The sequence below is a fragment of the Psychrobacter sp. ER1 genome (assembly GCF_048631835.1).
Taxonomy (GTDB): Bacteria; Pseudomonadota; Gammaproteobacteria; order Pseudomonadales; family Moraxellaceae; genus Psychrobacter.
Map to the genome: position 1 here is coordinate 3,223,138 of NZ_CP184640.1, position 13,922 is coordinate 3,237,059.

A 13,922-nucleotide genomic window follows, 5' to 3' on the forward strand; every position below is an offset into this window, starting at 1 on the left:
ACATAGATTACGCTTTATTGCGATAGCTCAGCGCCTCAGATACGTGGGCGCTGTTGATATCGGTACTATTAGCCAAATCCGCGATTGTACGAGCCACCCGTAATACTCGGTGGTAGCCACGCGCGGACAAATTCAAACGCTGCTGAGCAAGTTGCAATAACTGCTTTTCATTGTCGCCTAGTTGGATATACTCATCGATTTCGCTAGGGCTAAGCTCATTATTAACCTTTTGCTGGCGCTGCATTTGATGCTGATGCGCGACTACTACCCGAGACCGTACTTGCTTGGAGGTTTCACCTACTTGACTATTTTGCAAATCGGCAATCGGTAATGCAGGCACGGTAATATGTAAGTCAATACGATCTAAGAGAGGACCAGATAACTTATCTTGATAGCGTTTGATCTGCTCAGGTCGACAGCGGCAGCGACCTGAAGTATCACCATCATAACCACACGTGTAATAATCCCAAATTACTGGCACAATACCCTTCAATATCACCTCTTTTCTATTCCAATACTTACCAATTAAATGGCAAAGATATACCAAATAGCTGTCATAAAATTTAATAAATGCTAAATAAGCGACAAATTATTATGAGACAAATGCGCAAAATAAAACCGACTAGAATGAGCGTATCAGGAAGAATTCCATATAAAGGTAAATCATTACCTTATGAATCAACTTTAGAGCGCGATTTAATTATAGTCTATGCCTTTCGAGAAGATGTGGAGGATATAGTTGCTCAACCAATTACTGTACCCTTCGTCAAGAATGGCGTTACTTATAAGTATACCCCTGACTTTTTTATCAAGTTTGTAGAAGATGCTGGTAAGCCAAATATGATTATTGAGGTTAAACCACATGATCTATGGCAAGCGAACTGGAGAGACTGGTCGGATAAGTGGAAGACGATGCAGCGCTATTGCAAAGACAATGGTCATGTATTTCATATTTATGATGAGAGTCGTATTAAGAATACAGCTTTAGACAATATCAATCTCTTAATGAAATTTAAGAACTCTGCAATCGAACAAGAGGATAAGGAAGCGGTTTTAGAGCAGGTTAGGCTTATGGGTACAACTACCATAGATTACCTATTAACCCGTTTTTACATAGGCTCTTTCTTGCACAATCACGGATTACGAGTAATTTATCATTTACTTGCTACTAAACGATTAAAATTTAATTTATTCCTTAAAATTAACGACTTAACAGAGGTATGGGTGGATTATGAATAATAGTAGTAGTGTAGAAACTGATTCATCTATCTTTGACAGGCATTTAGATGATTTTCAAAAATTAGGTATTGATATAGATACAATAGATGAGTCAGTACCAACAACGAAAGGATATGGTTTCATGATTGACCATGATGATGAGGGTTTAGATAGGTTTGAAATCAGGCGCGGACGTATTGATTTGCGTAAAGGAAAAACCTATCTAAATAAGTCTGATAATAGACATTATGAGCTAGTCGAGTACCTAAACGAGAGTACAGAGGTCGTAGTTCGTAGTGTTGAAACGGGTAAAACCAGTATTGTTAATATACAAAGTTTGTCAAACATTAAAGATCAGAATAATGATCATATCAATGTCGATATTAGTGCTATTGGCGATGAAGAGTGGCAAAAAGCACAGTCAAAGTTTGAGGCAATCAAACCTATTATCAATACTGAGCATAGCTATAATCATCGAAAATTAATCATGGAACGCTCAAAGGAGATCAATGTCTCAATTCGTTCATTATATCGTTGGATCAAGCAATATCAGACTGTTGGCTCTATTGCAGGACTGGTAGAGAAAAAACGAGGTTGGAAGGAAGGTGGATCGCGTCTAACTAAAGTTCAGGACGATGTTATTCAAAGAGCCATAAAAGCATTTTATTTGACCAAGCAAAGGGCTAGTTTAGAGCAGACTTATCGCGAAGTTTTTCGCATTTGCTCCATGGAAAAGATCGACAAACCAAGTAAAAAAGCTATCAAATTACGTATTGATCAAATTTCAGAGTATGAACAGCTTAAAAAGCGTGGCCAAATAGAGCAAGCTAGAAAAAATTCAAACCCACACCCCATTCCTTTCCTAACGCAGATTATCCATTAAGCGTGATTCAAATAGACCATACACCTGTTGATTTAATGCTAGTCGATAACGAACACCGAAAATCTATTGGTAGACCATATTTAACACTAGCTATCGATGTCTATAGCCGAATGATTACGGGATATTACTTATCATTAGATCCACCATCAGCGACCTCAGTTGCAATGTGTGTCGCAAGAAGTATCTTACAAAAAGAGAGTCTTTACTTGAACATGGTATTGATCATACAGAATGGCAAGTGTATGGCTATCCTCAAAAGATACACGTTGATAATGGTGCTGACTTTCGATCAAACACCTTGGCTCGTTCGTGCGAAATTCATGGGATTAACCTTGAATTTAGACCAGTAGCAAGACCTCAGTTTGGTGGACATATTGAACGTCTCATTGGTACGTTTATGAAAGAGGTTCATGGCATCAACGGTACAACATTTTCTAATATTAAGGAAAAAGACAATTATGACTCTGAAAAAGAAGCGACACTTACCTTGGATGAGTTTGAGGTTTGGCTTCTTACCTTTATAACCAAGGTTTATCACAAGCGAATCCATAGCACTTTAGGGCGAAGTCCTACGGAACAATGGTATCTAGGTATTCATGGTGATGGTGAAAGCATTGGTACAGGCTTACCATCATTACCAGAAGACTCAAAAACCTTACTATTAGACTTCATGCCAAGTTTTGAGCGAACCATCCAGCATTTTGGCGTGACTATAGACTCCTTACGCTATTACGACCCCTGCTTAAATATTTTTATTAACGCCAAAATAAAGATGGAAGTAAGAAACACTTCTTATTCAGACGTGATCCAAGAGACATTAGTAAAATTTGGTTCTACGATCCAAGTTTACACCAGTACTTTACAGTCCCCTTTGCTAACCAGCAGCTACCAAGTATGAGTCTGTGGGAATATAAACAGATTCGTAAGCAGATTTCTGATAAAGGGAATGAGTATATAAATGAACATCAAATTTATGAAGCTTTAACCGAGATGCGAGACTTAATCGAAGATTCTTCTAAAAAAACGAAGTCTGCTCGTAGACAAGCGCAACGTCAAAAGACACATGCAAAAGTCAAACTATCGTAGCCAAAACAATAATGGCGAGTAAAAGAAACAATGCCAATACTAGCAGCGATCTAGAACCGACTAACAGTGATGATATTCAAACAAATTTACAGCCATCAATACAAGCTTCTAAAAACCTGAAAAGAGTGTCGTTGAACAAAATGGTCTACTTCTAGATACGACTGATTTTGATTTTGGAGATATTGAATAATGAATGAAATTATCACTGATAACAAAACGTCTTACCTCCATGTATATAAAGATTTCCGTCATCTTGTAGAATATTCTGATGACGATCGATTAGATTTTATTAACGAAGCTCGCTGGGTCAATTATGAGGTAGCAGACAATATAATTTTAGAGCTAAACGGGCTTTTGAGGTTCCCAAAAGACTAAGAATGCCTAACCTTTTAATAGTCGGTGATTCAAATAACGGCAAAACCAGTATTGCTCATCGTTTTTTAGAAAACATGGCATGCCAATCGAAGAGAATGGCATTTTAGTCAAGCCTGTTATTTTTGCAAATGCTCCTTCAAGCACTAATGAAAAAGACCTCTATATGTCCATTCTAGAGGCACTTCATATGCCCTATAGAACGAAAGATTCAGCATCTTCATTGCTCTATCAAGTACTTCATTTATGCCGCGAGTATCAAGTCAAAATGATCATGGTTGATGAGCTTCATTCATTACTTACAGGTACACCAAGACAGCAACGTCAGGTAATGAATGCTTTGAAGACATTATGCAATGAATTACAGATACCGATTTGTCGGTATTGGAACGCAGGATGCGAAACGTGTACTACACACTGATCCTCAGCACGCTAGTCGATTCGATATTGTAGAAGTCCCTCTTTGGAAATTAGATAAAAGATTTCAAGAATTACTTTTTCGACTCGAAAGTGTTTTTCCGCTTAAGAATCCATCAGAATTGCATCAACCCAAAACTGCTGCCCTTATTCATGCCGTTTCAAAAGGAAATTTAGGCAATATTCATAGGCTTCTGTCAGTTTGCGCCAAAGATGCCATTCTTAGTGGCACAGAACAAATTACCGAAGACATTCTGACTAAAAATAAAGATGTTCGCTCAACCGAAGGACTCAGGTAATGGTTAGCGTAAAACCATTACCTGTTGCTACGCCTCTTTTAGATGATGAAAGCATAAGCTCATGGTTACTACGGGTATCTTTAAATCAAGGCTGCGACCTTTCTACAATTCTTTTTTATCACTGGTCTAAATACAATTTGCGTCATCATGATTTTGATAAAGGCTTTAATCATATTAATAAGCAAATACATCAAGATATGGCTGTACTTGCTCAAACTGATACTAAATTTTTTGATAATAGAAGCTTGATACAGTTCAATGAAGATATTGGATTAGAGTATCGACCAAATATTAGCCTTACTTGGGTGTTACCTATTCCCAAATTTCATTCTAAAACGATGGTAGGCCATCAATATTGCGCTCAATGTATGCAAGAGGACAAAAGTGCGTATTTGAGATTAAAGTGGCGATTTAGTTGGATTGTTTACTGTGAACAGCACTTAATTTCACTACAAAGTTCGTGTTCTAGCTACGGATTGCCGTATCAACCACATTTGATCAAAGCGAATCACCGATTTATCAATAGATGTCCTCATTGTCGAGAAAAGCTAAGCGCTGAAGCAGTAAATCAACTTTTATGTACAGATGCTTATGAGTTTCAATTGAAGGCTGAACAAGTATTGAGCGCTAATCAAGCAATAGTTTTTGGACATTCAATAACCTCTGGTGACTGGTTTGAGCTGACATTATTTTTCATCAACCTCATAAGGAAGAGTACTTTAGAAAAAGAATTAATCTATAAAAATTTAGTAGAAACCCTTGGTATATGTGGTATCGATGGTCTTAGGCTAAGCAAAACTAGAACGGGGCTAAAGTTTGATTACTTATCCTACGAGGAAAGAGTAATGCTTATCGCCTACACCAACCAGATGCTCAAAATCAAATTTGATGACTGGCTATTAGCTTGTAAGAAAAATAATTTAACGCAAAATAGCTTTAGGCTGGGTAAGCGACCCATCATACCAAAAGCCTTTTACCTATCTACAATGAGCTTCCTTCAGCTGTAAAGCGTCAAATTAAAGCAAACAGGATATCTGCTAAACCTAAGTCAGCAAGGGCGGTTAATAATTCTTGGGAAAGAATGCAATTACGAATTGAGAAGTTGAAAATATATGATAAATCAAAACCCAACAAGAGAGCTAGAAGAGCAACTAAGTCATAGTATATTCCAAAGCTACACTGATTTTAGTAAATTTCTTCGTAGTCGGACGGGCAAAAGAAACTTCGTTGCCCCTGCACTACAGGTTTGATGAGTTTTTCAAAGAATGCGACTTACAATGGGGCAAGATACCCTCCTATAAGATTATAACTCACACCTTTGATAATCACTTTGTCCAAAAAAATATGCCTGTACTTGGATGGCTTTTAAAAACTCGTCAAATCTTTGTCGATGATACAACAGAGCAAATTATTATTTCACAAGCAGCTATCCAAGAAATGTTCGTCGCCTTTGATGATGATCCACCAAGCATACTGCAAGAATACTTACTTTTTTGAATCAAAGACAGAAGCGTCGTCAGAGTAAGCCAAGTTCTGTTAGAACGGTCTTTCAACCCATAATTAGTTTATACCACCACTATGGCTTACGAGGCTGCCAAACGCCGTCACAAGCTCAAATAGATAGGTACTTGATCAAGAATAAGGGACATATAACGGCTATGATTTCTTTTGTTCAATACTTAAACGGTCATCACTAATTTAATCTCGTTTGTAAACGATCATCTAAGAAAATACCAATTAAGCCAGCTTATAGAATAGCTGGAGATAAGGATCGGCAAAAATTTGAGAAGCGATTTATAGCACTAGCTATGTTAACCAGACCGATAAACGATAAGGAAAGATCCAATGGATCAATTATGGTATTAGGTACTTTCATCGATTTTTTATCAGCATAAAAACGCTATCAGATGTAGATATCAAGCCATGTAATGAGTATGAAAATTTAATGTTAGTTCAATACGATAATAAACAGTTTGCGTTACCCAAATTTTAATTAGCTTTTAATATTTTGTATTTTGTATTTTGTATACAGGTCTATAATAATGAGAGACATCATGATTCACTTGATAATATGACACCCGCTGAGTACAGACGGGTGGCTTAGTTATTCTATAATGAGGTTATATTAAGAATGGGGTATTTACATATTGACAACCTTCAAGCCATATTTTCAAGCTTTCCATATACATGGCTATCTTAATTTGAGATTATTAATTAAACGACTACCATGTTAAAAAGAGAGGTTACCGATAATAAATACAGCGAGAACAATACTAAAATAAATAGGAACGAGACATTTTAAGCCAAACCTGAGCATCACTTGCTCCATGCTGGAAGAGCTTTTTTGCGTGTTTTTTGCGAGAGTCAGTATCAAGACAATAATAGGTACTGAAGTAAAGACTGCAAATCCCGCACTGGCATTTTGTATCGCCGAAAATAGAAGCTCTCTATTATAAACTACCCTAAGCTACTTTGCATATCCATCAATAAAGCATTCCCACCAAGATTAGACCCTGTTAGAAGCCACTTAGCATACCTATCAAAGGTGAAGAAACATGGTATAAAATGAGTTTTCATTACTATTTAAAATAACTACAATTTCATCTATGAATTGTGAAAAGTTCATTAACTGAGATAATAATATAAACACAAATAGAGTTGAACAAGCTTTGATTGTTTTATTAATAGGAATACTGATTTTAGTTGATTTGTTTTTGCTCATGATCAGTAGTATGGCTATCACGATAGCTAAAAAAGGACTTTGATGAAAACTAAATCGACACCCACTCCATGAAAGGTAGTTGACTCTATTAAATAAGGAAAAAGAGATACTATAATTTTAAGAATAACAAGAATGATTATCACTAGAATATATGGAGATATATTCATCAATATGTTCTTATACTCAGAAATTAGACTAGAATTATTCTTAACTAACAAGAAGCTAAAGAAGATTAGAAAAGTTATCAGTCCAGAGAGTACTCCATAATCTCAACTTGTCCCATATAATTAAAAATCATTATAATATTGAAATCGTTGAAGCAATAGAGATGCCAAAGATAAAATTTTGTATTTTATTTCTGTTTTCATTGAGGACGAATGAGCTGATTCCTCCCTAAAACAATAAATACAAATAAACTCATACATGCTGTGAGAAACTTAAAGATTCAATGGGTTGACTGGAAATTTTGGAACCAACAACCGTTGCTAAACCCAAGGTTCCCCAAGGCATGATATTCATACTTAACATAGAAACTTTCAAAGCAGTCCCTCTGCTTCAAAAGGAGAGATAAAAACAGGCACGGCTAGTATTAGAGATACACTGAAGCCAGTAATAGACTCTAGTGCAGGCAAAAGACCAAAGACCAGAAGCATAACCTTATGGTTTCTATCAATAGGCATTTCTTTTAGGTAGCCTTGCAAGCTCTGTTGTACCCATGATCTTCAAGTATATTATTCAGAGTTAAGCTGGGTAAGATAACTAAGAATGCGCAATGTAAGAATGATAGTATTCAATAAAGAATTGTAAAGGACTCCTAAGTCCAGTTGTAAGGACTCCATCATGTAACTAATAACGAGGGTAGAACACACGCCTATTAGTCCTGATACAAAACCACTTTTCTTAAATCCTATGATAAGCAACAGTTTAGGATTAACGGCAGTGATAATAGAAATATCATTAAAATCCTTTGTAATATTCATACATTCTATCGTAGCTTCTACAGCCGTTTTAATTGCTAATTTTGGCTCCATACTGGATTTTTTCTACCTCATCAGAAGTTAGCTGGGGAACTTGATTACGGACTGACTCAATAAGCTCATATGTATGGATGAGGATCTATAGTTTTATGTTTATCAAAATATATTAAACTATCATTAGATGTGATACCTACTCGTTTCATCCCTCTAATGATTTTCAAAATGACACTCAACCCATTGCTCTGTTGTAGTAAAACATCCATAAGCAGCAAGCTTCAAAGATGGTTTAGTTAATAAGGCATTAAAAATATTTGAAGTTAAGGAAAAGAAACCACGGTTTTGTACTTCTCCATGTCAAAAATTCGTCATATGAGGATAGATCTCTTATTAACTGTCTCAACCAATAAGTATGAAAATTCTTTTAACACACCACAGCCGCATTCATCCCATGTTTGATGCAGCCACTTTTTTCATCGTCCTTGCAATCCAAACACTAGTAGGGAAACTTCATCATCTACATATTCATTTCTACAAATCTCAGTTTTTAAAAAGTGAATCATAGCTTCTCGAGACATCTCTTCTGCTACATAGTCGAAGAAATACGGTTCATAAATTCTCGTTCCTAGTCGAATCGTCTTCAAAGTAAACAGCTAAAGACTTTGGTCTTTAAATTCAGAGCTTGGCTAACATCCAACTACACTTTCAAAAATATCTTCAAGTTCTACTTTCTTTTTAAGAAAGTTAGTCTCTAAAAAGGAGTCAGTTTCTATTATATATAGATCATCTTTATAATTATATATATGAATATATATTACTGAGAGCTACATTGATTTTTTCACCTCGTACTCATAAGAGTCATTCTCAATTATAATCTTTTAAGGCTAGTTCAGTGGTTATGTACGAATGGAGATATATTGTCGATTTTATAAGTATCTACGGGTGGCCAATAGCTATCTTGCAGTTCGGGGTTATCTACGAATGCTATTTTTCAACATGGTTGTAGTTCTCATATTATGGATTAAAGTGATCGGTAGAAAAACTAGAGTTATATCTTTAGATTTCACGAGCAACAGCTAAGTCTAGAACACCCATTCCAAAAGGAGAAAATATTCTTGGTTTGTTATATTTTATTTCTATAGTTTCCTTTATAAGACCCTTCTGCACCAGAAACCATAAAGTTCATTTCTGTTTCCATTTCGGTAAGGTGTGTAAAGAAGATCCTGCTTTAATACTATGATCGATATCATCAGAAAATCATGTTGTTTTTGATAATATTGGTTGCTAAGTCTTTAAAGACATATGTAAGACGGTAGGGGTTGTGTCGGAATAAAGCCATATCGTCAACATAAGGTCGACGGCTGGCGGCAAAATATAAGGGTCTGATTCCTTGATCGTATCCTCTAAAACTTGCAATTTTTACCGAGACCTTCGAAACTATAGATTCTACTTTCTCTGTACCTTCAGCTCTAGATCATCTCTATCATGGACTTTTATTTCATCACCCTGTATCCTACATTTATCAGGAACTGTACGTTTCAAGAGAAATTAAGCCTGTTCCAATAACTCCCGGCATTTGATCTCCAGACCCTTATGCAGGTATTTAACCCCTACAGTAGCAGAGGCTGCCGTACGAGACGAACTAATTTGACTTTCTAAGCAAGCTATAGGATATCCCGTTACTCATCATTTAAAATAATTGCGGATGAAGCCCTATTAAGTCCATTATTCACATTGGCAGGAAAACTGAAATCCATTTAATCACCAGCTATAGGTTGAGAGTCATCAATATGAGCAGGTAGAGCTATGATTCTATTTATACTAGAATCAGGAAACCTTAAAAATAACTATCGGGATTTCTAGCTATTTCTGACTAAATTGTAAATATGTTTTTTCTACTTTATATTTAAAATCCTCTTTAAAATACTATTATCCATGGTTCTACATCTTATGAAGTAAATAACTTAAAATTTCGTGTATTATTCATAAAAGATCATCCTAAATTTTTTCTTTAACCCAACTATCGCTGTATATAGTATCCAAATACTTATCTCCCATATCAGGAGATATTGCAACAACCACTGATTTTTCGTCTATTTTATCCAAATATCTGTCTACACCAGATAGAACTGTCTCGTAGAACCGGCTAAAAAAATAGCCTTTTTTGCTAATTTTCGCACATTGAAATAGTTTCCATTCTCATTTATAAATTATATCGTCGTAGCTTGAGAACCTTCTAATAGCTGCGGCGAGCTTGTTCCTAAACCCCTGGTATGAATCTTTCCCCTGGCTTACCTCCAAATGTGACAGAGCCTGTTGAATAACACCTATAACCTTGGTAGTTGGAGAATACTTTTAAAAAATGAAGACACACCACTCCAATGTTCCTGTTGTTCCGATACCAACAAACAAATAGTCTACTTGCAAATGGGAGTTGTAAATAGATTTACAGTAGAATTAAGAGTGAGCCTCGATTGTTATTCTTGATTCTCATATTGATTAACCCAAATTAATTCACTTTGATTTTAATATGTCTTGATGTATTTTATGCGGCTTCCAAGATAGCCACTGTTTCTCATCTTTACAATCAATAATAACTAACTCAGAACCATAGGCTTCTGATTAATGTTCGTTAAAGGAGATATATTTACATCTGATACACAGATAAACTTATACCCTTTGTTGGCGCATACCATAATAAAGCTAATCCAAGTTCCCAAAGAACTTTCAATTACTGTCATTCCTTCTTTAAAACTCCCTCCTTCTCTAGTTGTTCAATCATATATACAGCTGATTTAACTTTTATAGAAACCAATAAATGATAGTCCTTCTATTTTTAGATAAATATTATGCTTGACTTCTGTCTAGAATATCTAAATTTAAGAAAATATCATCAAACATTAAATTAATCGGACTATCATATAACATACTCGTATATTCCTTTACGAAGCTTAAGTATTTATTAAAAATAATGATAGTTGGCTTAAATCAGTCAGGACTCCTTTCTGAGAAACAAATAAATGACTACAAAAAATACAGACCTGTCTGTCTAACAAGCTATATTTATACTTAACAGTTGTTTAAAGTCAACAAAATATCTCAAGTAAGATATGTTTGTGCATTAGTGGGTGTAATTTTGACGAGCGACATGCTAGAGTAATAAAATTTAGATAACTTGGTTGCAACAATTAAATATTTTCTAAAACGGTTTGATATTTAATTCTAATCTACCGAATGCTCATATTTTATAAAAATACAGACAGGTTCATACAAAGAAATAAATCTAGTCTATACTTTTGTCTGTAACGAATATATTCAATATTAGACTTTGTTATCATTTTGGAAAATGAGACTAGAGCGTGCTGCCTACACTAACGATAGTAATCCAAATGGCTAGATCTTGCCAAATATATCCATCAGTTATGTAATAGCTCGATATTATCTAGGCGCTACTTTCCTTGTTTAATGCTATTTCGAAATCAGTGCACATCCTAAAAAAGAGGAATGATCTGAGACAGATACAGTTCGACATAATACTTAAGGATAGTATGTAGTGTTTACTAACTAAATCTTACTACAGTTTAAGACCGTGATTCATATACCTAAAGGCTTATCTCAATTCCAATGACCACATCATTCAATAACCAAAACTAAGCAAGGACAAGTAAATTATGTTAGAGATAAGTCTGAAAGATCAAGAAAATTCAGAAAGGAAGGCTTTTTACCGTTTAAATTTTATCCAAAGGATTTTATAAGCTATATTAAAATAAAATAGACGATCAGATAGACGCCCCTACTGGATAAGTATCAGAGCGGGTTTAATCGACTACTTTATCTCTAAGGAACACCTAAGCAGTACTGACTTTATACAGTCTGATCTGCTTTAAAGGGTTTATGAGTATGTTAACTCAAAGAAAACATCTTTGTCAATCATTAGCTTTTGAACTTAAGAAGAAGGTGGTGATATGGATTTACATCATATTGGGACACAGAGGGCTTCCGGGATACCATCGTGCAGGAGGATTTCGGCTGCACAATTTGGGCTCCTTTAATACCACAGTTAAAAGCCCCCCATTGCTGAGGTATGAAGTATATCCCAAGGAGATAAAATCTCAGGTTCATTCATGTATACGCAGGTAGATCCAGCAGTTTTGAGATTGTCGGAGAAAGGCATGGACATAAAAATAGCAGATTAATTCTAGAAGATTACATGAAGACATGAGGATGAGCCTTTTAAATAGTGACGGAATGAAGATGATATTTTCAGGATCATTTCGCCGTTCAAGACGATTTCGAGGTTGGGGATGCTCTTATTTTTGATAAAAATGTTATTCATAAAAGCGTGATGCTCGAAGATGGAGACTATGATAAATGTACCATTTGTTATGAGATTTTTCTGCGGTGAATCAAAGCAGACTTTCAAAGAGCAATAAACCTAGAAGTGCCTAGAAAAATGAAGGCAGGCCCTACTAGCTACCACCTAGATGTAGCAAAAGAAAATGGTCAATCTATCAAAGATAGTGAGTTCTTCCAAAGAAAATCGCATTGCTTTTTATAAGCTTGCTCTCTTTGATAAAGTTTAATAGTCTAATTATAGTATTCAGCCTAAAATACTTATATGTTTAGTCAACTAATTTTATTCTTAGACATGCAAGCTACCAAAGCTAGAAGTTAGGCAGCTTAATGTTTAAGTGTTTTTCAAACTAAAATATCTAGATGGTAATAATCTTTATGAATAAATATTGTCATATATCTTCTTATAGCGTCAGCTACTATAGCAAGTCCAGGACCAGGTGTTATCCTCAGTATTACAAACTCACTCACCTACGATAGAAAGAGAACTACTTACGGCATACTAGACTATCTTCGGCATGCTGGCAGTAGCTATAGTTTCAGCTACAAGCATCGGTCTACTAGTCATTACATCTAAAAAAGCATTTCTAACAGCAGATAATTGGAGCGATTTATATCCTTTATATGGGTGCTAAAATGCTCCTTGTGGGAAAAGGAACTCTCTAAAAATAACATCTACAATAGATAATGAAAACTACAAAAACTTATGATGGTTGAAACTATTTACAAGGATTTATTTACATCTTCTTCAAATCCAAAACCTATTTTATTCTTTATGGCAGTATTCCTCAATTTATTGATCTGAACTTGCCGGTCATTAACAGTTTTACTACTTTCTTTGACATTTTGCCTTTTAGTAAATCAATATCCACTCTTGAAGACAAATATTATTTCTAGTGGCCAGTAAGTACCTTTGAAAGCTCAGATAAACTGTATTTAATTACAAAAACAGGCGGCATTATTTTAGTAATACTAGCATTAATGTTAGTTGTAAATGCAGGGAAACTCTACTAGGTGTTGAAAACACTATATTTCAACATAGTTTTAATAATTAGCCCTGAACTTACAATAGACTTTCCATCTCTAAAAGTAGTTTCATTAATTATAGCACCATCTAAAATAATTCTAATTTGATCAGCCATAAGTTCTGGGTTTTCTATAGAACATTCTTTTAAGATGTTCTTAATAGTATTAGTTATCCACATCTTATGGTTGATTATTATGGAGTTAAGCTTAACATCATGCATAAATTCATCTGTAGCTTTAATGAACATACAACTGAAAAAATCTTTCTGGTTGAACCAACTCTATACCATTTTAAGAAGATTTCAAGCTTTTATCCCTTTTTCTTTATGTGAATTTAAAGTTTGTGTGATGCTGTTTCTTATAAGATTGTCACGATTTGTCAAACATTCTTGTATGAGTCTATCTTGGATGGAAAATACTTATAAAAAGTCATCTTAGATACACTTGATTCACGTATGATCCTATCTACACCCACACTGACATATCCATGCTCATTAAACAGCTCACTAGCAGTTTTTAAAATATCTAGTTGCTTTTTTTGACATAAAATAACCTCTTTAGTTTTGAATCTG

Annotated in this window: 7 protein-coding genes and 3 pseudogenes; 8 read left to right on the forward strand and 2 right to left on the reverse strand. The window is 35.0% G+C overall.

Annotated elements, in window-relative coordinates:
- Window positions 1-7: 7 nt before the first annotated feature.
- A pseudogene (locus ACOBWA_RS14990) lies at window positions 8-454 on the reverse strand (ATP-binding protein); the annotation flags it as partial.
- 140 nt (window positions 455-594) lie between these two features.
- On the opposite strand from ACOBWA_RS14990, the gene ACOBWA_RS14995 reads away from it, so the two are divergent.
- The 8 genes and pseudogenes from ACOBWA_RS14995 (at window position 595) to ACOBWA_RS15030 (ending at window position 6,379) form a co-directional block, all read left to right on the forward strand.
- A complete protein-coding gene (locus ACOBWA_RS14995) occupies window positions 595-1,239 on the forward strand; it encodes a TnsA endonuclease N-terminal domain-containing protein (RefSeq protein WP_420229803.1) in 645 nt (214 codons plus the stop codon).
- Window positions 1,232-2,101, forward strand: coding sequence for a helix-turn-helix domain-containing protein (locus tag ACOBWA_RS15000; RefSeq protein WP_420229804.1), 870 nt, complete (start codon window positions 1,232-1,234; stop codon window positions 2,099-2,101). Before ACOBWA_RS14995 ends, ACOBWA_RS15000 begins: the two co-directional genes overlap by 8 nt.
- A 166-nt stretch (window positions 2,102-2,267) precedes the next feature.
- Entirely contained in the window at window positions 2,268-2,999 is a 732-nt protein-coding gene (locus ACOBWA_RS15005) for a hypothetical protein (RefSeq protein ID WP_420229805.1), read from the forward strand.
- Between the two features lie 565 nt (window positions 3,000-3,564).
- Window positions 3,565-3,980 (forward strand): annotated as a pseudogene (locus tag ACOBWA_RS15010) (TniB family NTP-binding protein).
- Entirely contained in the window at window positions 3,916-4,275 is a 360-nt protein-coding gene (locus tag ACOBWA_RS15015) for a TniB family NTP-binding protein (RefSeq protein WP_420229806.1), read from the forward strand. The pseudogene ACOBWA_RS15010 and the gene ACOBWA_RS15015 overlap by 65 nt, the downstream one beginning before the upstream one ends.
- Window positions 4,275-5,282: a TniQ family protein gene (locus tag ACOBWA_RS15020; RefSeq protein WP_420229807.1), complete on the forward strand. Its 1,008-nt coding sequence runs from the start codon at window positions 4,275-4,277 to the stop codon at window positions 5,280-5,282. Before ACOBWA_RS15015 ends, ACOBWA_RS15020 begins: the two co-directional genes overlap by 1 nt.
- 220 nt (window positions 5,283-5,502) lie before the next feature.
- Window positions 5,503-5,772 carry a hypothetical protein gene (locus ACOBWA_RS15025; RefSeq protein ID WP_420229808.1) on the forward strand — a complete coding sequence of 90 codons (270 nt, stop codon included), beginning with the start codon at window positions 5,503-5,505 and terminating at the stop codon, window positions 5,770-5,772.
- 511 nt (window positions 5,773-6,283) lie between these two features.
- Window positions 6,284-6,379: an IS3 family transposase gene (locus ACOBWA_RS15030; RefSeq protein ID WP_420229809.1), complete on the forward strand. Its 96-nt coding sequence runs from the start codon at window positions 6,284-6,286 to the stop codon at window positions 6,377-6,379.
- A gap of 6,955 nt (window positions 6,380-13,334) precedes the next feature.
- Here ACOBWA_RS15030 and ACOBWA_RS15035 read toward each other — a convergent pair.
- Window positions 13,335-13,900 (reverse strand): annotated as a pseudogene (locus ACOBWA_RS15035) (TetR/AcrR family transcriptional regulator).
- Window positions 13,901-13,922: the final 22 nt, after the last annotated feature.

Bases quoted from the DNA above. Each gene is read 5' to 3' on its own strand.
- ACOBWA_RS14995 (WP_420229803.1), top strand. From the start codon at position 595: ATGAGACAAATGCGCAAAATAAAACCGACTAGAATGAGCGTATCAGGA.
- ACOBWA_RS15000 (WP_420229804.1), top strand. From the start codon at position 1,232: ATGAATAATAGTAGTAGTGTAGAAACTGATTCATCTATCTTTGACAGG.
- ACOBWA_RS15015 (WP_420229806.1), top strand. From the start codon at position 3,916: ATGAATTACAGATACCGATTTGTCGGTATTGGAACGCAGGATGCGAAA.
- ACOBWA_RS15020 (WP_420229807.1), top strand. From the start codon at position 4,275: ATGGTTAGCGTAAAACCATTACCTGTTGCTACGCCTCTTTTAGATGAT.